Annotated in this window: 23 protein-coding genes; all 23 read right to left on the minus strand. The window is 53.9% G+C overall.

Translation table 11 applies throughout. The features are described from left to right. Nucleotides 1-222: 222 nt before the first annotated feature. The 23 genes from ACJHW7_RS18115 to ACJHW7_RS18225 all read right to left on the minus strand — a co-directional run bounded on the left by ACJHW7_RS18115 (nt 223) and on the right by ACJHW7_RS18225 (nt 20,318). The gene (locus ACJHW7_RS18115) at nt 223-462 is read right to left on the minus strand and encodes an HNH endonuclease (protein ID WP_072847856.1); all 240 of its coding nucleotides are present in this window, start codon (nt 460-462) and stop codon (nt 223-225) included. Beyond that, nucleotides 463-759 carry a hypothetical protein gene (locus ACJHW7_RS18120; RefSeq protein WP_063863763.1) on the minus strand — a complete coding sequence of 99 codons (297 nt, stop codon included), beginning with the start codon at nt 757-759 and terminating at the stop codon, nt 463-465. 1 nt (nt 760) lies between these two features. Further along, nucleotides 761-937 carry a hypothetical protein gene (locus tag ACJHW7_RS18125; RefSeq protein ID WP_153734619.1) on the minus strand — a complete coding sequence of 59 codons (177 nt, stop codon included), beginning with the start codon at nt 935-937 and terminating at the stop codon, nt 761-763. Continuing rightward, on the minus strand, nt 930-1,169 hold the full coding sequence (locus ACJHW7_RS18130; protein WP_063863762.1) for a hypothetical protein: 240 nt from the start codon (nt 1,167-1,169) through the stop codon (nt 930-932). Before ACJHW7_RS18130 ends, ACJHW7_RS18125 begins: the two co-directional genes overlap by 8 nt. Before the next feature lie 104 nt (nt 1,170-1,273). After that, nucleotides 1,274-2,062: a hypothetical protein gene (locus ACJHW7_RS18135; protein ID WP_072847857.1), complete on the minus strand. Its 789-nt coding sequence runs from the start codon at nt 2,060-2,062 to the stop codon at nt 1,274-1,276. Between the two features lie 367 nt (nt 2,063-2,429). Continuing rightward, nucleotides 2,430-3,014, minus strand: a complete 585-nt coding sequence (locus tag ACJHW7_RS18140; RefSeq protein WP_072847859.1) for a tail fiber assembly protein — start codon at nt 3,012-3,014, stop codon at nt 2,430-2,432. Further along, a complete protein-coding gene (locus ACJHW7_RS18145) occupies nt 3,014-6,412 on the minus strand; it encodes a prophage tail fiber N-terminal domain-containing protein (protein ID WP_072847860.1) in 3,399 nt (1,132 codons plus the stop codon). The genes ACJHW7_RS18140 and ACJHW7_RS18145 overlap by 1 nt, the downstream gene beginning before the upstream one ends. A gap of 64 nt (nt 6,413-6,476) precedes the next feature. Then, nucleotides 6,477-7,076, minus strand: coding sequence for an Ail/Lom family outer membrane beta-barrel protein (locus ACJHW7_RS18150; protein ID WP_001230375.1), 600 nt, complete (start codon nt 7,074-7,076; stop codon nt 6,477-6,479). A 69-nt stretch (nt 7,077-7,145) separates the two neighbouring features. Further along, on the minus strand, nt 7,146-10,559 hold the full coding sequence (locus ACJHW7_RS18155; protein ID WP_072847861.1) for a host specificity protein J: 3,414 nt from the start codon (nt 10,557-10,559) through the stop codon (nt 7,146-7,148). 60 nt (nt 10,560-10,619) lie between these two features. Continuing rightward, a complete protein-coding gene (locus ACJHW7_RS18160; RefSeq protein ID WP_000847666.1) occupies nt 10,620-11,192 on the minus strand; it encodes a tail assembly protein in 573 nt (190 codons plus the stop codon). Continuing rightward, nucleotides 11,189-11,932, minus strand: coding sequence for a C40 family peptidase (locus ACJHW7_RS18165; protein WP_000194780.1), 744 nt, complete (start codon nt 11,930-11,932; stop codon nt 11,189-11,191). The genes ACJHW7_RS18160 and ACJHW7_RS18165 overlap by 4 nt, the downstream gene beginning before the upstream one ends. 5 nt (nt 11,933-11,937) lie before the next feature. Then, the gene (locus tag ACJHW7_RS18170; protein WP_072847862.1) at nt 11,938-12,636 is read right to left on the minus strand and encodes a phage minor tail protein L; all 699 of its coding nucleotides are present in this window, start codon (nt 12,634-12,636) and stop codon (nt 11,938-11,940) included. Continuing rightward, the gene (locus ACJHW7_RS18175) at nt 12,636-12,965 is read right to left on the minus strand and encodes a phage tail protein (protein ID WP_000847379.1); all 330 of its coding nucleotides are present in this window, start codon (nt 12,963-12,965) and stop codon (nt 12,636-12,638) included. Before ACJHW7_RS18175 ends, ACJHW7_RS18170 begins: the two co-directional genes overlap by 1 nt. Beyond that, entirely contained in the window at nt 12,962-15,523 is a 2,562-nt protein-coding gene (locus tag ACJHW7_RS18180; protein ID WP_072847863.1) for a phage tail tape measure protein, read from the minus strand. Before ACJHW7_RS18180 ends, ACJHW7_RS18175 begins: the two co-directional genes overlap by 4 nt. Then, nucleotides 15,516-15,950 (minus strand): phage tail assembly protein T, encoded by a 435-nt coding sequence (locus ACJHW7_RS18185; RefSeq protein ID WP_000459457.1) that lies wholly within the window; start codon nt 15,948-15,950, stop codon nt 15,516-15,518. Before ACJHW7_RS18185 ends, ACJHW7_RS18180 begins: the two co-directional genes overlap by 8 nt. Next, the gene (gene gpG / locus ACJHW7_RS18190) at nt 15,932-16,354 is read right to left on the minus strand and encodes a phage tail assembly chaperone G (protein ID WP_000479153.1); all 423 of its coding nucleotides are present in this window, start codon (nt 16,352-16,354) and stop codon (nt 15,932-15,934) included. Before gpG ends, ACJHW7_RS18185 begins: the two co-directional genes overlap by 19 nt. Before the next feature lie 15 nt (nt 16,355-16,369). Next, on the minus strand, nt 16,370-17,110 hold the full coding sequence (locus ACJHW7_RS18195; RefSeq protein ID WP_001349920.1) for a phage tail protein: 741 nt from the start codon (nt 17,108-17,110) through the stop codon (nt 16,370-16,372). A gap of 7 nt (nt 17,111-17,117) precedes the next feature. Beyond that, entirely contained in the window at nt 17,118-17,513 is a 396-nt protein-coding gene (locus ACJHW7_RS18200; RefSeq protein ID WP_000683105.1) for a phage minor tail U family protein, read from the minus strand. Further along, nucleotides 17,510-18,088 carry a phage tail protein gene (locus tag ACJHW7_RS18205; RefSeq protein ID WP_000975070.1) on the minus strand — a complete coding sequence of 193 codons (579 nt, stop codon included), beginning with the start codon at nt 18,086-18,088 and terminating at the stop codon, nt 17,510-17,512. Before ACJHW7_RS18205 ends, ACJHW7_RS18200 begins: the two co-directional genes overlap by 4 nt. An 11-nt stretch (nt 18,089-18,099) precedes the next feature. Then, nucleotides 18,100-18,453, minus strand: a complete 354-nt coding sequence (locus tag ACJHW7_RS18210; protein WP_000752979.1) for a head-tail joining protein — start codon at nt 18,451-18,453, stop codon at nt 18,100-18,102. A gap of 11 nt (nt 18,454-18,464) precedes the next feature. Beyond that, nucleotides 18,465-18,863, minus strand: coding sequence for a DNA-packaging protein FI (locus tag ACJHW7_RS18215; protein WP_000158905.1), 399 nt, complete (start codon nt 18,861-18,863; stop codon nt 18,465-18,467). Between the two features lie 41 nt (nt 18,864-18,904). Then, the gene (locus ACJHW7_RS18220) at nt 18,905-19,930 is read right to left on the minus strand and encodes a major capsid protein (protein WP_000063280.1); all 1,026 of its coding nucleotides are present in this window, start codon (nt 19,928-19,930) and stop codon (nt 18,905-18,907) included. 55 nt (nt 19,931-19,985) lie between these two features. After that, nucleotides 19,986-20,318: a head decoration protein gene (locus ACJHW7_RS18225; RefSeq protein ID WP_001297109.1), complete on the minus strand. Its 333-nt coding sequence runs from the start codon at nt 20,316-20,318 to the stop codon at nt 19,986-19,988. Nucleotide 20,319 lies beyond the last annotated feature (1 nt).

Genomic DNA, 20,319 nt, shown 5'->3' on the forward strand with positions numbered 1-20,319 from the left:
GAGAGACATCATTATGAAACGCTCAACTTACGCTAGCTGAACATACATTTTGACGTCCGCTTTTGGTACGAAGCGGAAAAGTTACATGAACTGAAGGTCCGCTGCGAGCGAGGAACAGTCGTTAAAACTGATTTTTTGTATGATATGTTATTCTATTAATACTCTCTTTGCTCATCTCATCCCAAAAGCACAACGTATAAAAACATAAATTTCAGCCCCTCATTATGGCTGATGTCGAAAGTCATAAGTGTTGATTTTTATTTCGCCATTATGTATCTTGTCGTGGCAAGGTTTACATACTACCAAAATATTTTCGGGTTCGCCTCCCCCCCCAAAACCAACATCAATAATATGATGCCCATGGATATTTGTGTCATTTTGACACAGTTCGCAAATATTATTTTCTCTTGTTTTAGCAAGTGAGATCGCTTTTTTATGGCTGCTATCTCTTTTAGATTTCATTTACTTTCCTTCCAAAAGTTTTTCATTTCGGGATGCAGGAGACAATTCCAATTCTCTATCTACTATTTCAAGAAATTCACTGATGATATTATTTGCACTATCTGAATTTCCTGCAACAGTTATCATTACGTCTTTGGTATTGCTCCCGGTTATTGCTTTGGATTTAGCAGGAAGTTCTTTTTTTCGTATGCTTTCAGGCAGCAAACCAATTTCCTGTGCTAACGTCAAGAATTCATTAAGCTGATCATTACTCTCAATGTAGCTAATCTTAATAAGAACATCTTTTTCGTCACTCATTTCATTTCTCTATGTAGTTGACTAATTTCCTATGCTTCTTAGAAAAATCTTTTGCTAGCTTTTCTAAAGCAGCACGCTTATCTTTAGGTACATTTCTAAAAATCACAGAAACAGAAACATTATTGTTTTCTGCAACTGTTGTACTTTCTTCTGGTTTTATCTCTTTGGAATCAGTCATCACTAACTCCTAAAGTTTTATCTAAATCAGACAAATCGGCGTTCAGTTTGGTGGAAATAAACCCATCACCTTTTTGTACCACAAACACATCAAAGTCCATAAACTCTGGATTTTCAGTATGGAGAGTGTACACAATGTACGCTCCATTATGTTTCCTAACATGTACCTTGTTGTCGATAATACGCTCAACAATATCTCCGTCTGATAGGATTTCAAAATTAAGAATTTTCATCAAAATACCTTATTATTTAAGAATTAATGTTGTACATAGATCTAGTGCCTCATACTGGGGCGATTTAAGAACTATGTAGAATTCCGTCTAGTAAGTGGATGTTTTTATTTGTTTTTCAGATAATTATAAATAATATCAGGGAGCATCAACTTATCTACTTTAGTCGCAAGAATACATGCACTTGACGAAGGCCATCCCCATACGATGCCAGTAACTTCAGCCATACTAGGCTCCCAAGCCTTGTTTTCCAAAAGGCAAGCTACTCGCTTCGTATCCCAAACGAGAGAACCACTGAAACCGTGAGGATCCGGTAAATGAGATGTCCCGTCGACACTCTTAGCAAGATCTGGCGGATAAAATAGTGAGAAGTGGTAGTCTGGGTCCCCTTCGGACACGGCTTGGGGAAATGGTGACTCTTGAGTCAAGTATGGAGTCCCCCTAGTAAACAGATGCCCAAAGCGAAAAGTTGAGCGCTCACCACTATAGCCAGCAAAAAACAATAGCTCATGACTGACTGGGTTATGCTGCTTGGCAAATCGCTCTAAAGGGATTGCTTTAGAACCTGTATGATGATGACTCCATATCTCTGAGTCAATCTTGCTAATGGCAAGATCAATTGGATGGTTTTCACAGTGAAAATGATTCGTCAGCCGAATAATATTATCATTGTCTAAAAACTGAGACGCTAAAGTTGCTTCTTTAACCTTTCTTGCAACGTGCTCATTCGTGATGAGAAACTTTTCACCTTCTGTTTCAAAGTAAGACCCGCTACCATAGTGTCGTCCATAATCAGGGGATTCTTCATATGAGATAGGAGTCAAGTATGGCGCCACGTGTTGAATCATGGTATTTACTGTGTCACCACAAATTTTTTCCCATGTTTGAGAATTCATTGTTCCTATTCCTTTCACTGCCCAACAGTATCTTTTCAAAATCTATAAGACCCACAACGTAAACTCTATTGTCTTCATGCAGACATTTCACTCAAAAGAATTTAACCGCTAATCCATGCTTAATCAACCTGACCTTGATCTGTTACCAGAGTAAAGTTAGCACCGTCCGCTTCTGGCACATAGCAGTCCTAGAGACTGTGTCGTAAAGTCATGTAGGATCGGTGGGAGGAGGTAAAAATCCTCTCATACAAAAATACGTAAAATCGATAACGGCTGGAGATCATTCAATACTCGCCCTATCGAAAGCTCACCAGCCAGCCGCAGCACGTTATTGCATACAACGTGTATGCGGCGTATCTCAAAACGATTACTCCATTACAGGGACAGCAGGCCACTCAATATCCGGTGCTACTGATGTATCAACACGGTTCAGCAATACCCGATACTTTTTCCAGGCTGCCAGCAACGAGATTTCTTCCTCCGTTGCGATTTCCAGATCTACAGCATCCTGAAGTGGCGCAATATGCTCACTGGCTACCTGCATCAGGCTGTTTTTTGTTTCTTCCGCCTCCCGGATCCGGAACAGTTTTTCTGCTTCCGTATCCTTCACCCAGGCTGTGCCGTTCCACTTCTGAAACTCCCCTTCCGGGGATAACCAGGTGACATTTTCCGGTAATGAGCCAAGTTCAGAAATAAATAACGCGTCGCCGGAAGCCACGTCATAGACGGTTTTTCCCCGATGGTCTTCAACGAGATGCCACGATGCCTCATCACTGTTGAAAACGGCCACAAAGCCAGCAGGAATATCTGGCGGTGCAATATAGGTACTGTTTGCTGGCAGACCTGTATGAGGCGGAATATATGCGTCACCTTCACCAATAAATTCATTAGTTCCGGCCAGCAGATTATAAATTTTTATGGTCCGTGGTTGTTCACTCATTCTGAATGCCATTATGCAAGCCTCACAATATAGTTAAATGCAATGTTTTTGACGGTGTTTTCCGCGTTACCAGCAGCGTTAACGGTGATGGTGTGTCCATGTGAACCAATCGCAACGGAGTGCGTGTGTGCACCAATACCGACAGTATGTGCGTGTGCGCCTGCGCTTGCAGCAGTGCCGGACAGTGAGTGGGTGTGCGCGCCAGCAGAGTTCGTATTCGCCATCGTACCAACGCCCAGACCAACCGCCCCTTGTACCTGGTATGAGTTACTTCCGACAGCTGTAGAACCATACTGATAGGTGTCTTTAAAAGTGCTTGTATTAAACCTGCGCCCATCAACGTGCGAGTGTGCTCCAGCCGAGCTTGTAGAGCCGCTCAGACTATGCGTATGAGCCCCGGTGTTATTCGTGGATTTAGTGCCGTAATCAAACGACGATGTGGTTTTCGTACCCAAATCCGTACTGGATGCGCTGGCGCTGTGGGTGTGCGATTTAATGCCGTCCTGTTCCTGAGACAATACGGCACGACCACTGGCGGGCTTGCCCTTAATCGTCCAGCCACGCATATCAGGAATAACGCCTGACGGATAAGCCACTGCAAGTTTCGGGTATGCAGATTTGTCAAAAGTCTGCCCCTGCATCAGGGCATAGCCAGACGGAACGGTATCTGATGGCCACGGGATTGGTGCGCCGACTGGGTAGCTTTCTGGTGGAAGATTTTTCGAGGTATAAACTTCTGCCCAGTCTTCCTCAAAACCATAGCCATCTCTTGAGGAACGGTAGAACAGACCTCCATTTCTGTAATGCGCCTTCATCTGCAGGGTCCGGCAACTTCCGACTCCGGTATAGAAGTTAACCAGAATATAGCTGTCGCCAGAGCGGGTGACATTGTAAGCGCCTGATTCGGCATTCCAGGGAACGCCACCATCCGCATCGGCATATGTATCCGTTGCCCTTCTGGCAAAAGCAGCCACATGCGCGGCGGTTAAAGTAATATCTTTGGAACCATCAAACTCAACACCAGAAACCAGTCTTGGCGTTTGCAGCTTTGTTGCTGTTAATGCATTACCGTTCAGACTTGCGGACAGTTTGGTTCCAATAATCAGTTCGCCGGTTGCGTTATCAATAGCAAACGGTCTTAATGTATTCCAGCCACCATAAACATCACCTTGATTGGTAAGCAGCAGGTAAGTTTTAGCGCCATCATTACGCCATAATGCACCATACTCCCCACCTATCATTCGAATCTGATTACCACCACGCGCTACAATTTCGTCTGTGGCAAAAAGTTTTTTGCACGACAAGTTATCGTTAACGATTAACGAATGAGACTCATAAAAACCACGCCCACTCTTAAAATCAAGGATAACGTCCGCCGCGATACATTCAGTCGCCGGATTTGTTGCCCCAAACTTATAGGTCGTATCATTAACAACGAGATCAGCACCAGGTGCGGATATTGACAGGCCATCTTCGATAAACGCAAAAACAGGGAAAGCAGCGCCATCAACATAGAACACAGAGCGCAAATCATCGCCCTTATTACTCATCATTATTGAGTGGATGGCTCGTTCATTGTTTTGATATTGCCAGAACATTCCATAAGCATAACGCCCCCTGTCAGTCCAGCCACCAGGCATAACAAATCCGTTAAACTCGCAGTTATTCATCGGATCGCCTGCGGTTCGCGTTGCCGTGGTGATAATGACCCTTGATGCCAGTTCGCTTACAGAGCCAGCAGAACGCATAACAACAACAGGGTAATATTTTCCAGATGTTGCACCTGCAGGAGCGTTAACCCGCACATAACGCATACCGCGCTTATCAGCAAAGTCTGTTTTACTGACCGCGTTAATGTTGTTCAGGAAGCGTCCCTTATCGGGTATATCAGCGCCGTTCTGGTCTTTCTGCAGACGTTTCTCTGCATTGTCATAGGCTGATTTTACTGCCTTTGGCGTTGCCGCCAGCGTTTCAGACGTACTGTTGGTCGCACTGCTGAGCTGTACTACCCCCTTTTTCGTCGTGCTCGCATCCTCAAGCGCCACGGCGGATGCAATATCCTCTGCCCGTTTTGCCGCTGTCTCGGCGCGCGTTGCCGCGGATTCCGCCGTACTTTTGCTCTGTGCTGCCGCCGTCGCACTGCCAGCTGCCTCTGTCGCCTTCGTGGATGCTGTCGTGGCGCTGCCCTTCGCTGCTGACGCCTGTCTGGTCGCCTCATCTTTTGAAGCAGACGCAGATGATGCCGATGACGCCGCCGAACTGGCGGATGATGCGGCAGCCGTTTTTGAGGATTCTGCGCTGGTTTCCGACGCTTTCGCGTTCGTCTCGGATGTCTTCGCTGCGGAAGCTGACCTCGCGGCTGCGCTGGCCTGTACAGCGGCTTCGCCAGCATTCGTTGTGGCTGTTGAAGCAGACGATGCAGCACTTTCTGCCGACTTTCCGGCAGCGGTGGCACTGGCTGAGGCCTGCCCGGCACTTGTTGACGCGGCGCTGGCAGATGATGCAGCCGCTGTTTTTGAGTCTGCTGCTGCGGAGGCACTCTGTTCCGCTGCCGTCTCAGAAGACTTGGCGTTCGTCTCGGACGTTTTTGCCGCTTTCGCGGAATTGCCTGCCGCCGTTGCCGAGGAAGCGGAACTACTGGCGCTCGAGGCTGCGCTCGTTTCTGATGATTTTGCCGCCTCTTTTGAAGCCGACGCATCCCGGGCTGAGGTGGCAGCTTCTGACGCTTTCGTAGTCGCGGTGGATGCAGAAGTGGCTGCTGATTGTTGTGACGCTGCAGCATTCGTTTCTGACGTTTTCGCGGCACTGGCACTGGTAGCTGCCGCGCTTTTTGAGGACTCTGCAGCGGCAGCACTTTTTTCCGCTTCAGTGGCCTTTGTTGATGCCGTTCCTGCGCTGGAAGACGCTGACTGAGCCGACGAAGCGGCCTGTCCGGCTGACGTGCTGGCTGCGCGTGCTGAGCCTGCAGCATCAGTCGCATGGGTTGCCGCCTCACGGGCAGATGTGCCGGCATCGCCGGCTGACTTCTTCGCGGCTGCCGTGTTCTGTGCCACCGCGGACGCGTTACGCGCCACCTCTTCCACCATCAGTTCAAAACGGCGCAGAGCCTCCGGACGGGCATCATCCTCCGTCATGGCACCGAGAAAATCATTCAGCGTACCGGGTCGGGAATCTTCATACACGGTGATGGTCCCGGCATGTGACGGCGGGAATCCTTCCACCAACAGAATAACGCTGTACTGACCGTACTCAACGTCCATGCTGTAACGCCCGGCTTCATCCGGATTTTCTGAGGCCAGCGTGTTCACCACCACCGCGGTGCTGTTACGTTTTGCTTTCAGCTGGATTGTGCAGTTCTGTACCGGTTTTCCTGTGCCGTCTTTCAGTACACCTGAAATCTTTACTGCCATATTCACCCCACAAAAAAGCCCGCCTGAACAGGCGGGCTGTCATAACACTGTGTTACCTGGCTAATCAGAACTTATAACCGACACCCACGATGAAACCGTCAGTGCGCCAGTCGCCACTGCCGGAGCCTTCATAAGCAATATCAATGGCCACGGATTCGGTCGGGTTAAACTGCACGCCAGCTCCCCACGCCAGAGACGTGTTGCTGTGGCGACCGTCATCACTTCCGGTCAGCACGTCGTGCGTTTTCCCCTTGTTGTCAGTTACGCGGAGATAATCCCCGGAGAAAGTCGACACACGGCTGTAAGCCATACCCGCCATCGCATACGCGCTGAACCATTCATTCACGCGCACAGACGGCCCCACCATCACGCTGAACCAGCGGTTACGCACGGAATCTTCATGCCAGCGGGTATCGCTGTAACGGGTAAGCTGGCGATTCTTGTCTCCTGCATAGCTGAATGACGTCACCAGCCCCAGTGTGTCCGTAAACTCATAACGGTATTTCACGTTAATCCCGTTAAGATCATCGCTGCCGGGAACGTTCGTCGAGGCATGAAGATACCCCGCGCTCAGCGTGGACTGATGTTCAGATGCCCATGCAGGCGCACCGGATACGGCCAGACAAATGGCTGCGGACAAAATGGCGGCATAAAGTTTACGCATAATTACCTCTCGCTTTTCTGCAATAAAAAAGGCACCATTTCTGGTGCCCTTATATGGGTTATAACAATTTCAACGAATACTGATGCCGGAAGCGGCTTTTTTGGTCACAATCACCGTACAGTCGGTGATATTACCTGCCCACTGATTGCCTTTATGGAAAACCTTAAACTCCAGAGTGACGCTTCCCCTGCCACTCGGCATATCAATAACCGCACTGTAGCTACCGGGAATGGCCCCTTTAGTTTCTCTGGATGCGATTAATACACCGTTTTTGCGAACTTCAAAACCATAACCCGTGTATCTTGTACCTCCCGGGTTATTACCACTTCCCGGATCGCTATACGCTATTCCGTTAAAGATAATGGGCGGAATAATGATTTGACGGTCAAAGTTATGATCATCGCTGATGGTGACTGTAACCGTCCCGTTTGGTGTTTCCGTGTTCCCCCACGTACCAGCCTGTTTCGGAAATGATTTGGATACAGCTTTAACGAAGTCACCTCTGACCTGAGTCGCCTCCAGCATGCCCTTAATCGTACAGTTCTGGTTAATCGTGACATTGTTGAGCGTTCCTGAGTTCGCATTCACACTACCACTGATATCCGCATTTTTAGCGGTCAGCTTTCCGTCTGATGTCAGGGAAAATACCGGAGGACTGCCACCGCTGGTAATGGTGGGGGCTGTCAGGCGCTTCAGGAACACGTCGTTCATGAATATCTGGTTGCCCTGCGCCACAAACATCGGCGTTTCATTCCCGTTTGCCGGGTCAATAAACGCGATACGGTTAGCGGCAACCAGAAACTGGCTCAGCTTGCCTTCCTCCGTGTCCTCCATGCTGAGGCCAATACCCGCGACATAATGTTTGCCGTCTTTGGTCTGCTCAATTTTGACGCCCCACATGGCATTCCATTTATCGTTAGCGTCCTTCCACTCTTTCGAAAACTCATCCAGTCTGCTGGCGTTATCCTCCGTCAAATCAACTTTTTCCAGCAGCTCTTTACCGAGATGGGATTCGGTTATCTTGCCTTTGAAAAAATCCAGGTAACCTTCCGCATCATCGCTCGCCCGACCGACGCCCTCCACGAATGCCGATTTGCCAACGGTGTTCACACTGCGGATATAAAAGTAATAATCATGGCCCGGTTTGATATTGATACTGGCGGCTATCCAGTACAGCGCCGTACCAAGATAGCGGGCTGTGGTTTCAACCTGCCTGATATCGGTAATCCGCTTTTCCGAGAACCAGAACTCAAACTGTACCGTCGGGTCATAAACGGCAAGATGCGGCGTGGCGGTTATCTGAAAATAGCCCGGCGTCAGCTCAATCCTCGACGGTGCTGCCGGTGCGGCAATCCGGAACGATACCGACGCCGGATCGCCCTGCTGCCCCCACGCATTTACCGCCCGGACTGTCAGCCTGTAGTTCCCCAGCGCCAGTTGCGTGAAGCGGTATGTGGTTTCCGTCGTCCGGGCCGTGCTGACCAGCCGCTCACTGCCGTCATCCGCTGTTACGGTCAGACGGAGCAGGAAGCTCACGCCCTTCACCACCTTCGGCGTGTCCCAGCGCGCCAGCACCTGATATTCCCCGCTGTCTGCGGTGACTTCGGCGGTCAGGTGCTGCACCGCTGGCGGCGTGACACCATTCACCGTGCCGCTCTGGTCGCCGTCAAAGTGCGCCCCGTTATCCACGATGGCTTCTTTTTCCGGTACATGCTGCACGGCAGTGATGGCATACGTGCCGTCATCGTTCTCACGGATACTCACACAGCGGAACAGGCGCTGACGCAACGTCGGCAACTTCAGCCCCCACACACTGTATTCTGCAACGCCGTCAGGAACCCGGTTCACTTTCACCTTAAGTCCGTCGGTGACGGACTGAACCTCCACGCTGACCGGATTACCACTTCCGTCAACCAGGCTTATCAGCGTGGTACCGGAGGATGGCAGCGTGATTTCACGGTCGAGCGTCAGCGTCCGGGTCTGGCTGTTCACCGCCAGCACGCGACCACCGGTGCTGATACCGGCATAGTCATCATCGCAGATTTCAATGACATCGCCCGGTACATGGCGAAGCCCTTCAGCACCCACGCTGAAATCCACGGTCTGCGTCTCCAGCAGTTCCGTTTTAATCAGCCACAGCCCGGCGCGGTGTGCCTGCCCCCGGCTGGTACAGCCAAAGGCATCCATCTTCGTGACATTACGACCGTAACGGGCAATGGCCTGCGTATCTTCAACAAGCTCTGTCGCCGTCTCCCAGCCGTTATTCGGGTCAATCCAGTTCACCTCAACGGCATTATGGCGGTCCTTCAGGGCGCTGAAGCTGTAGCGGAACGGCGCGCCATCATCCGGCATCACCACATTACTGCGGTTATAGGTCCACACCTTATCTGATGGTCGGTCCTGCACGAACGTCAGCGTCTGCCCGTTCCATACCGGCATACAGCGCATCGCCGAGCAGAAATCACTGAGCACATCCCACGCCTTACGCTGCGTGGTCAGGTAGGCATTACAGGTGATGCGCGGCTCCGTGCCGCCAAAACCGTCCGGCACTGACTGGTCGCAGTACTGGCCGATGACATACAGCGCCCATTTATCCACATCCGCCGCACCAAGACGTTTCCCCATGCCGTAGCGCGGGTGGGTCAGCATATCCCACAGACACCAGGCCGGGTTGTTGCTGTATGCCGGCTTAAACGTTCCGTCCCAGATACCGCTGTATTGCCGCGTCTGCGGGTTATAGTTCGACGGCACCTGCAGAATGCGCCCGCGAAGATGATAATTACGGCTCACCTGCTGGCTGCCGAACTGCTCCGAGTCCACCTGCACGCCGACCAGTGCCGTGTTCGGGTAGCACTGTTTCACATCGATGATTTCGGTGTATGACGACCAGAGCGTTTTGTTCTGCAGCTGGTCTGTGGTGCTGTCCGGCGTCATCCTGCGCATCCGGATATTAAACGGGCGCGGCGGCAGGCTACCCACCACCACCGAGGCCAGATACTGCGAGGTGGTTTTGCCCTTAATGGTGATGTCTTTTTCCGTCACCCAGCCACCGTTACGTTGTATCTGAACCAGCAGACGGACTTCCGACGGATTCCTGTCACCCTTTGAGGTGGTTTCCACCAGTGCCTGTACACCGAAGGTAAAGCGCAGACGGTCGATGTTTGCAGACGTAATGGTGCGGGTGATCGGCGTGTCATATTTCACTTCCGTACCCAGCACCGTCTCGGAGCCGGAGGATTCAAACCCCTCCGGCGGTGTCTGCTCCTGCTCACCGGCACGGAACACCACCGTGACACCGGAGATGTTGGTATTCCCCTCAGTGTCCAGCACCGGCGTACTGTTCAGCAGCACGCTTTTTAATCCATCCACCGGACCTTCAACCGGCCCTTCGCTGATGGCATCGATCACACTCAGCAACTGCGTGGACTTCAGGTTGTCCTTCGCTTCGCGCGGGGTATGCCCCTTACTGCTTCCTTTACCCATTCCTCACGCTCCATAAATGACAAAACCGCCCGCAGGCGGTTTCACATAAAACATTTTGCATCAGCGACCAATCACCACAACCTGACCACCGTCCCCTTCGTCTGCCGTGCTGATCTCCTGAGAAACCACGCGTGACCCCACGCGCATTTCCCCGTACAGAACAGGCAGAACATTGCCCTGGGCAACCATGTTATCCAGTGAGGAGAAATAGGTGTTCTGCTTACCGTTATCCGTTGTCTGTGTACGGGGAGTTCTGGCTTTCGGTGCCAGCATCTGCGCCACACCACCGAGCACCATACTGGCACCGAGAGAAAACAGGATGCCGGTCATACCACCGGCCCCAATGGCTGCCCCCCATGCTGCAAGGGTGGCTCCGGCGGTAAAGAATGATCCGGCAATGGCGGCAGCCCCCAGGACAATCTGGAATACGCCACCTGACTTGGCCCCGGCGACTCTGGGAACAATATGAATCACAGCGCCATCAGGCAGAGTCTCATGTAACTGCGCCGTTAACCCGGACGTGCTGACGTCCCGCCCGGCAATCCGTACCTGATACCAGCCGTCGCTCAGTTTCTGACGAAACGCCGGGAGCTGTGTGGCCAGTGCCCGGATGGCTTCAGCCCCCGTTTTCACACGAAGGTCGATGCGGCGACCAAATCGTTGTAAATCCCCGTAAAGGCAGATGCGCGCCATGCCCGGTGACGCCAGAGGGAGTGTGTGCGTCGCTGCCATTTGTCGGTGTACCTCTCTCGTTTGCTCAGTTGTTCAGGAATATGGTGCAGCAGCTCGCCGTCGCCGCAGTAAATTGCGGCGTGATTCGGCACCGATGAACCAAAACAGCACAGCAGCACATCGCCCGGCTGTGCCGCTGACAACGGCACCTGATACAGCCCCGTCGCCTCCAGATTATCCAGATAGAGATTCTGGCCGTTACGCCACCAGTCATCCTCACGATGAAAGTCCGGCATCTCAATCCCCGCCAGATGATAAGCATCCCGGAACAGTGTGTAACAGTCCGTCACACCGTGCTCAAAGCGCCGCCCGGTGAGATGCGGCACACAGCGGAACTTATGAATCGTCCCCCGGCAGACCAGCCACCACGGCAAATCACTCTGCACCTGCAGCCGCCGGTCGGCCTCACTCAGCCAGGGCAGACCACCGGGGTGGCTGTGGACCAGCGCCACAATCTCACCCTGCATTTCTGCCTGCAGCCAGTCTTCCGGCGACATACGGAAATACGCCTCCGGCTCACCGGAGATATTCACGCAGGGGAAATATCTTTCCCCCTCCGGCGTGCTTACCACGAAGCCGCACGACTCCGCTGGCGCACATCGCCGGGCGTGCGCCAGAATCGCTGATTCTGTCTGTGTCATGGGATTTACTGCGAAAGTTTGTTAATGGAAAGGAAGCCGCCAAAGTTGCCGACGTTATTGCGGAACTTACAACCGCTCAGGCATTTGCTGCATTTATCCTTCGTGATATCGGACGTTGGCTGGTCATATTCATCCGCGACAGCCGGACCGCTATAACCGCACTCGTCACCGCGATAGGTCCAGGTGCAGGTGTTGGCCAGCATGATACGTCCCGGAAAAACAGCGCCATCCGTTTCCGTCGGCGTGGACAGTACAAAGGAGGCACTCACCGCGCTCAGTTCGCTGCACTGCTCAATGCGCCAGCGGCTGATCACCTCCTGCTCCGGATCGGCGTAACTGTTTCCGTTGACGAAGTTCACCGCATCCAGAAAACGGGCGTAAACCTTACGCCGGACCACCGTTCCGCCGACCAGACTCTGCATATCTTCCGCCATCCCGGTGACCATACCGTACAGGTTAGAAACCGTCAGCGTGGGGCGCGTACTGGTGCCTTTGCCATTCAGTTCAAAACCGTTCCCCTGAATGGGATACGGCTGATACTGTCGCCCCTGCCAGGTGACCGGCTCACCTTTTTCGTTCTGCTCATTACAGAAAAAATAACGTTCTCCACCGACCTCTGTCAGGTCGATTTCCCAGAGCACCACGCTGGCCGACTGCTCCGCACGGGTGCATTCATTCAGTGTTTCCTGCCGGATATCCTGCATCAGTTCACCACCTGTTCAAACTCTGCGCTGAACTCAACACGCAGCATACTGACCCGCGACGACCATTTTGCGCAGGTCACCTTTATCTGCCGCCACTCATAAGGCGGCGTCCACAGAAAGGATTTCCAGCCCCCGTGCTCTTCCAGAAACGACTCCAGTACCGTGGCCTCCTCACGGGGGACAGAAAGCGTCACGCTGTACGTTTTCAGGTTGGCATTCAGCCCGGCAGGCGCTCGCTGAGAATAGCCATCACCAAAGCGCACCTTTCTTACAGAAGGGACCGAAGCCACATCCATACCGGGTTTCACTTTCCAGCGGAAGGTCTTCATCGTCCACCTCCGGAGAACAGGCCACCATCACGCATCTGTGTCTGAATTTCATCACGGGCACCCTTGCGGGCCATGTCATACACCGCCTTCAGAGCAGCCGGACCTATCTGCCCGTTCGTGCCGTCGTTGTTAATCACCACATGGTTATTCTGCTCAAACGTCCCGGACGCCTGCGACCGGCTGTTTGCCATGCTGCCCGGTGTACCGACATAACCGCCGGTGGCATAGCCGCGCATCAGCCGGTAAAGATTCCCCACGCCAATCCGGCTGGTTGCCTCCTTCGTGAAGACAAACTCACCACGGTGAACAATCCCCGCTGGCTCATATTTGCCGCCGGTTCCCGTAAATCCTCCGGTTGCAAAATGGAATTTCGCCGCAGCGGCCTGAATGGCTGTACCGCCTGACGCGGATGCGCCGCCACCAACAGCCCCGCCAATGGCGCTGCCGATACTCCCGACAATCCCCACCATTGCCTGCTTAAGCAGAATTTCTGTCATCATGGACAGCACGGAACGGGTGAAGCTGCGCCAGTTCTGCTCACTGCCGGTCAGCATCGCCGCCATATTCTGTGCAATACCATCAAAGGTCTGCGTGGCTGCACTTTTTACCTGCGACATACTGTCCGTGGCGCTCTCTTCCCACTCACTCCAGCCGGACTTCAGGCCTGCCATCCAGTTCCCGCGAAGCTGGTCTTCAGCCGCCCAGGTCTTTTTCTGCTCTGACATGACGTTATTCAGCGCCAGCGGATTATCGCCATACTGTTCCTTCAGGCGCTGTTCCGTGGCTTCCCGTTCTGCCTGCCGGTCAGTCAGCCCCCGGCTTTTCGCATCAATGGCGGCCCGTTTTGCCCGTTGCTGCTGTGCGAATTTATCCGCCTGCTGCGCCAGCGCGTTCAGGCGCTCCTGATACGTAACCTTGTCGCCAAGTGCAGCCAGCTGGCGTTTGTACTCCAGCGTCTCATCTTTATGCGCCAGCAGGGATTTCTCCTGTGCAGACAGCTGGCGACGTTGCGCCGCCTCCTCCAGTACCGCGAACTGACTCTCCGCCTTCCACAAATCCCGGCGCTGCTGGCTGATTTTCTCATTTGCTCCGGCATGCTTCTCCAGCGTCCGGAGTTCTGCCTGAAGCGTCAGCAGGGCAGCATGAGCACTGTCTTCCTGACGATCGCCCGCAGACACCTTCACGCCGGACTGTTTCGGCTTTTTCAGCGTCGCTTCATAATCCTTTTTCGCCGCCGCCATCAGCGTGTTGTAATCCGCCTGCAGGATTTTCCCGTCTTTCAGTGCCTTGTTCAGTTCTTCCTGACGGGCGGTATATTTCTCCAGCGGCGTCTGCAGCCGTTCGTAAGCCTTCTGCGCCTCTTCGGTATATTTCAGCCGTGACGCTTCGGTATCGCTCTGCTGCTGCGCATTTTTGTCCTGTTGAGTCTGCTGCTCAGCCTTCTTTCGGGCGGCTTCAAGCGCAAGACGGGTCTTTTCACGATCATCCCAGTAACGCGCCCGCGCTTCATCGTTAACAAAATAATCATCCTTGCGCAGATTCCAGATGTCGTCTGCTTTCTTAAACGCAGCCTCTGCCTTAATCAGCATCTCCTGCGCGGTATCAGGACGACCAATATCCAGCACCGCATCCCACATGGATTTGAATGCCCGCGCAGTCCTGTCTGCCCAGGTCTCCAGCGTGCCCATGTTCTCTTTCAGGCGGCGGGTCTGGTCATCAAACCCTTTCGTTGCGGCCTCGTTCGCCGCCTGCAATGCCCCGGCTTCATCGCCGGAACGCTGCAACTGAGCAACATACGCAATCTGCTCCGCCGTCACGTTATGGAACTGGCGTGCCATCGCCGTCAGCCCCGACGTCGGGTCTGTGGTCAGCTTCCCGAAGGCTTCAGCGACCTTGTCCACCTCCACGCCGGATGCAGAGGAGAAACGCGCCACACTCTGGCTGATGGACGCAATCTGAGCCTCACCGCTTACCCCCGCCTTAACCAGTGCGCTGAGTGACTCGCTGGTCTGGTTAAACGTCAGCCCTGCCGCCTGCCCGGCTCTGGACAGGACCAGCATACGATCTGCCGTCAGTCCCGCCTGATTGCCGGAAAGGACCAGCGTTTTGTTAAAATCGGACAGGGTTGAGTTGCCCTGATACCAGGCATACGCCAGCGCACCGGTCGCCACCGCCAGCGAGGTGGCCCCCACCATCGGCAGGGTGATCGCACCGGCAAGCCCCCTGAACATGGGGATCATCCCGCCGAAGGAGTCCTTCACCTGCCCCCCCTGTTGCAGCAGGATCAGCCACGGACTTTGCCCGCCTGCAAGCTGCGTGGCCACGTCGGTGAACTGTGCAGGCAGCATACGCATGGCGGCTTTATACTGCCCGACGGAAATCCCCGCTTTCTGTGCAGCCAGCGCCTGTCGGCTCAGCGACTGTTCAACGACTGCCGCTGTTTTTTTCGCATCACTTTCCGTACCGGAAAAATGACGCCTGACTCTGGCCATCTGCTCGTCAAATCTGGCCGCATCCAGACTCAAATCAACGACCAGATCGCCTACCGGTTCAGCCATACCGGACTCCTCCTGCGATCCCTTCTGATACTGTCATCAGCATTACGTCATCCTCCGTCATGTCCGCCACATCCGGGGAAGCGGGGATAACTTCATTCCCGTCCGGGCCAAAGCGGACACCTCCGGCAAGCCCTGCCGCTTTCTGCATCAGCACATCATCTTCAGGCTCTTCGTCAGCCTCGCGCCGGTTCAGCAGACTGAAATCCAGCGGATGCATATCCGGATCGCTGAAAAACAGGCTGAGCACGGTGTACGTCAGCCCGGAAAAGTGCATATCCAGCAGAACATCATGAAAATAATGGGTACTGTAAAAGCGGTGCCAGTCGGCATACTCCGTGGATGACATCCCGGCAAGCATGGCACGCCAGTCGGGTCGCCCCATCTCACGCGCCAGTTTCAGGGCAAAACTCAGCTCACCGTCGAACACTTTCCCGCAGAAACAGGCTCTGCGGGCCCGGCGTCCTCTGTCTGTTCAGGGGCATTATTCACCACAAACTCATACATACCAGACAGCCGGTACACCACGTTTTCAGCATGAGAAATTGCCTCCGTGGGCCAGGTGGTAAGCACTTCCTGCTCAATCTGTTTAACGGCTTCATTCATGGACGGCATCTGCGTCTTCTGCGGATGGTTATGCCACAGGGACATCGCCACCAGAAACGCGCCGGTTCTGATGGCGTCTTCCACAGTAAACTTCCGGTTGCTGTCTGACTCCGCCTGTTCTGCCTGCCGTTTCATCAGGGCGAGATGCTCAATGCGCTGCAGGGCTGACAGTTCAGAAAGCGTGACGGTCACACCGTTATGTTCAAATGATTCGGTTTTCAGGAACATCGCTGACTCTCCGGATTAACTGGCGGTGACGGTAATTTCTGCAACCGCAGCAAACTCACCATTACCGGATACAACCGGAATGTTGACCTTGCCTGCAGCAACGCCGTTCACGGTGATGGTCATACCACTGACCGACACGGTGGCTTTTGTTTTATCCGCAGACACCGCACGAAAGCTCTTGTCGGTTACGCCCTCCGGCTGGAAGGCCACGGTCAGCGTGGTGCTCTGCCCTTTCACCACCGAGGTGCTGGCAGGCGTCACGGTCATGCCGGTTGCCGCTGTTACCGTGCTGCGATCTTCTGCCATCGACGGACGTCCCACATTGGTGACTTTCACCGTGCGGGTGATCACTTCCTTCGCCGTCACCGCCTTACCGATACTGCTGACCCAGCCACGGAACACATCGACCGTGCCGTTCGGGAAGCGGATTTTATAGGCACGGGTATCGCCTTCATTAAACCACGCCAGCAGCGCCTGCTGCCCCTGCTCTCCGGGCATCCATGCCAGCGTGAAGCTGGTATCTCCGGCAGATTTCTGCCCCTGCCCGGTCGCAGTCCAGTCTGCATCTTCATCATCGAGATAGCTGTCGTCATAGGACTCAGCGGTCAGTTCGCCGGGCGTCAGGTCTTTAACTTTTGCCAGACGCGACCAGTCAACGTCTGAAAGCGGATTCGCATAAGGGTCACCGCTCCCCTTATAAACCCACAGGGTGGTCCCGGCACCTTTCACCGGCATTGTAGGATTTGGTACAGGCATAGCGTCCTCACATTTCATAGGTAATGACATAAGTCAGATCGGCTGAACTCCACAGGCCCGCATCATCGTCGCGCCGGTAGTCATAGCCGCTGGCCACCATACTGGTGATCAAATCTGACAGTGCCGGGATATCGCTCATCACCGGATAAATCCGGGACTCCATCCACGCATCCAGCTCTGAATCCGGCACCTGAGCAGGCAGGAAAACTTCGATATGCAGCTCCGCCTGCCAGGTATCGCTGTCCAGCTCTTCGCCCGTGTATTCAGCGCCGGTGAGATAAACGGCAACTGCCGGAAAATCCGCCTCATCAAAAACAGCGGGGCGACCATCAAAAAACGTCGCCCCGGTGTCATGCTTCTCCAGTGCATCCAGTACGGCTGCACGGAGTTCAGTATGTTTCATCGCTTTATTACCATCCTCAGTTGATGCTGCAGCGCATAGCCCAGCTCTTTCGGAAGACGTTCACGCCGTATCCGCTCAATATTTTGTTTAAACGCCGTGGTCAGCGGCACCGCCATCGGGATTTTCACCACATCAATGGGGTAACGGTTTTTCCCGGCCACACGCTGCATGACATGCCACCGGCCATTTTTCAGTTGCTGAATAAACGCGCCGGGAATACGACGGTTACCCACCACAAGCACGCTGCCGCCACCTTTCAGGGATGAACGCTGCCCCTTTTTACGACGCCTGCGGCGCGAAAGGACAACCCGCGCATTACCCAGCTTGATTACGGGCAAATCCCCCCGGTTAACTTTGATTCTGGCCTGCGGATTTTTGACCGTGGCCCTTTTCAGCCTGGCCCTTTCCTTTACCAGTTTCCGGCGTACCTTTGTCTCACGGGCAACCTGTGACGCCGACTGCGATATCGCGGATGAAGCAACGCGGTTAATGGCCATTGCGGCGGCACCAGGCACCGCCGTTTTGCTGATACGGCTGAGGTTTTCAACGGCCTGCTCAAGACCTTTTATGGCCATACATCCCCCTTTCAGCGGCGACGGTTAACGGCAGGCGGTACGCCCCGTCCAAGCCAGAGATGACAACTTCCGCCATCATCCGGCGAAACCCGATCTACCCAGAAATTTTCCTCACCGATGGTCAGCGTGTCTCCACGCCGCAGCTGCCGCACCTCATCAGTCCGGACAAACAGGGACGGGCTGGAGCCTTCAACGCGCACGCCCTGTCCGGCATAGCTGATATTTTCAGGGTCATCAAAAACACCACGTATCACCGCACCTGACTGCTCACCGGATGTAATGGTGGCTGACGTTCCCATGTACCCGCGTATCGTTTCATCGGCGCGGGCAATGGCAGCATCGAACAGGTTATCGAAATCAGCCACAGCGCCTCCCGTTATTGCATTCTGGCCAGGCCGCGCTCTGTCATTTCGGCTGCCACACCAGCAGAGACACGAAACGCCGTTCCCGGCAGCACAAATGCCACAGGTTCATCCCGCGTGGCGTGAAGTGCATCAGTATGCAGCTTCACCAGTGCCACGACCGTGACCAGTTCAGACGTATCCAGAATCACGGTATCCGGCTGCGCTGATCCCACCTCATTTTCATGTCCGGTCAGCACATTTTCCCGGCTGAGAGGGGTGTCCTGACCGGCAGTTTCATCCGTGTCATCAAGCTCCTCTTCCAGCTCTGCCACACGGAGCGCCAGTTCTTCTTTCGTCCCCGTCAGGCTGACATCACGGTTCAGTTGTTCACCCAGCGAGCGGAGACGGGCAATCAGTTCATCTTTCGTCATGGACTCCTCCACAGAGAAACAATGGCCCCGAAGGGCCATGATTACGCCAGTTGTACGGACACGAACTCATCAGGGTCAGCCAGCAGCATCAGCGGTGCTGACTGAATCATGGTGAACTCACGCGCCGGATCGCCGGTGGTCACCCAGTTTTTCGGGTAACGGGCAGAGGCGTTAATGCCTTCGCGCTGTGCGTCCGCATCCTGAATGCAGCCATAGGTGCGCAGACCGCGTGCCTGAGTGTTCCCCAGCACCATCGTGTTGTCCGGCAGGAAGTTCTTTTTGACGCCGTTTTCCACGTACTGTCCGGAATACACGACGATGGCCACATCGCCATACATCCCCTTATAGGACACCGCTTTACCCAGGTCTTTCACCGCTGTCTCCAGCTCGGAATTAGAGCCACGACGGGTATCCAGCTTCTCCTTGACGGCTTTGAAGGAACGGAACAGCGCCCAGCCTTTCGGATCGAACACGATGATATTCACCACACCGCTGGCGTTCAGCGCGTAGGCTTCGATATCGTCGGTCGGGTCATACGTGGACTTGTCACGCTTGCTCCACTCCGTGCCGCCGGACTGCGTGATGTTATTCTCCTCACTGCGGCCCATATCCACCTCAACCGGATCGAAGGCTTCACCGGTCATGGTGTATTTGCCCTTAAGCACGGCAGAAACTGCCTGCATCTCTTCGACCTGAGCAATGGCCAGCTCTTCGTCACGCATGTTCTGCATGATGATGCGACGGCGGCGGTAAGCCGGGTCCGCCAGATTCTGCGGATCTTCATCCGGCAGGCGACGCAGGGTCATCTGCGGATTCACTTCATGCTTCGGCTTGACATATCCCGGCGTAAATTCAGAGGTGGAGCCGCCACGGGAACGGATAACCTCACCGGAAACAATCGGCGAAACGTACAGCGCCATGTTTACCAGTCCCGGAATTTGTGAGAGATAGACTTTCTCCGTGGTGAAGGGATAGCTCTCACGGAAAAAGAGACGCAGAAACAGCGGATCAAACTTAAATTTCTGCTCATTTGCCGCCAGCAGTTGGGCGGTTGTGTACATCGACATAAAAAAATCCCGTAAAAAAAGCCGCACAGGCGGCCTTTAGTGATGAAGGGTAAAGTTAAACGATGCTGATTGCCGTTCCGGCAAACGCGGTCCGTTTTTTCGTCTCGTCGCTGGCAGCCTCCGGCCAGAGCACATCCTCATAACGGAACGTGCCGGACTTGTAGAACGTCAGCGTGGTGCTGGTCTGGTCAGCAGCAACCGCAAGAATGCCAACGGCAGCACCGTCGGTGGTGCCATCCCACGCAACCAGCTTACGGCTGGAGGTGTCCAGCATCAGCGGGGTCATTGCAGGCGCTTTCGCACTCAATCCGCCGGGCGCGGTTGCGGTATGAGCCGGGTCACTGTTGCCCTGCGGCTGGTAATGGGTAAAGGTTTCTTTGCTCGTCATA

Source organism: Escherichia sp. WS1152, from assembly GCF_046487665.1.
In the GTDB taxonomy this organism is placed as follows: Bacteria; Pseudomonadota; Gammaproteobacteria; order Enterobacterales; family Enterobacteriaceae; genus Escherichia; species Escherichia coli.

Coding starts and splice junctions, on each gene's coding strand:
- ACJHW7_RS18115 (WP_072847856.1), bottom strand. CDS start 462: ATGAAATCTAAAAGAGATAGCAGCCATAAAAAAGCGATCTCACTTGCT.
- ACJHW7_RS18120 (WP_063863763.1), bottom strand. CDS start 759: ATGAGTGACGAAAAAGATGTTCTTATTAAGATTAGCTACATTGAGAGT.
- ACJHW7_RS18125 (WP_153734619.1), bottom strand. CDS start 937: ATGACTGATTCCAAAGAGATAAAACCAGAAGAAAGTACAACAGTTGCA.
- ACJHW7_RS18130 (WP_063863762.1), bottom strand. CDS start 1,169: ATGAAAATTCTTAATTTTGAAATCCTATCAGACGGAGATATTGTTGAG.
- ACJHW7_RS18135 (WP_072847857.1), bottom strand. CDS start 2,062: ATGAATTCTCAAACATGGGAAAAAATTTGTGGTGACACAGTAAATACC.
- ACJHW7_RS18140 (WP_072847859.1), bottom strand. CDS start 3,014: ATGGCATTCAGAATGAGTGAACAACCACGGACCATAAAAATTTATAAT.
- ACJHW7_RS18145 (WP_072847860.1), bottom strand. CDS start 6,412: ATGGCAGTAAAGATTTCAGGTGTACTGAAAGACGGCACAGGAAAACCG.
- ACJHW7_RS18150 (WP_001230375.1), bottom strand. CDS start 7,076: ATGCGTAAACTTTATGCCGCCATTTTGTCCGCAGCCATTTGTCTGGCC.
- ACJHW7_RS18155 (WP_072847861.1), bottom strand. CDS start 10,559: ATGGGTAAAGGAAGCAGTAAGGGGCATACCCCGCGCGAAGCGAAGGAC.
- ACJHW7_RS18165 (WP_000194780.1), bottom strand. CDS start 11,932: ATGACACAGACAGAATCAGCGATTCTGGCGCACGCCCGGCGATGTGCG.
- ACJHW7_RS18170 (WP_072847862.1), bottom strand. CDS start 12,636: ATGCAGGATATCCGGCAGGAAACACTGAATGAATGCACCCGTGCGGAG.
- ACJHW7_RS18175 (WP_000847379.1), bottom strand. CDS start 12,965: ATGAAGACCTTCCGCTGGAAAGTGAAACCCGGTATGGATGTGGCTTCG.
- ACJHW7_RS18180 (WP_072847863.1), bottom strand. CDS start 15,523: ATGGCTGAACCGGTAGGCGATCTGGTCGTTGATTTGAGTCTGGATGCG.
- gpG (WP_000479153.1), bottom strand. CDS start 16,354: ATGTTCCTGAAAACCGAATCATTTGAACATAACGGTGTGACCGTCACG.
- ACJHW7_RS18195 (WP_001349920.1), bottom strand. CDS start 17,110: ATGCCTGTACCAAATCCTACAATGCCGGTGAAAGGTGCCGGGACCACC.
- ACJHW7_RS18200 (WP_000683105.1), bottom strand. CDS start 17,513: ATGAAACATACTGAACTCCGTGCAGCCGTACTGGATGCACTGGAGAAG.
- ACJHW7_RS18205 (WP_000975070.1), bottom strand. CDS start 18,088: ATGGCCATAAAAGGTCTTGAGCAGGCCGTTGAAAACCTCAGCCGTATC.
- ACJHW7_RS18215 (WP_000158905.1), bottom strand. CDS start 18,863: ATGACGAAAGATGAACTGATTGCCCGTCTCCGCTCGCTGGGTGAACAA.
- ACJHW7_RS18220 (WP_000063280.1), bottom strand. CDS start 19,930: ATGTCGATGTACACAACCGCCCAACTGCTGGCGGCAAATGAGCAGAAA.
- ACJHW7_RS18225 (WP_001297109.1), bottom strand. CDS start 20,318: ATGACGAGCAAAGAAACCTTTACCCATTACCAGCCGCAGGGCAACAGT.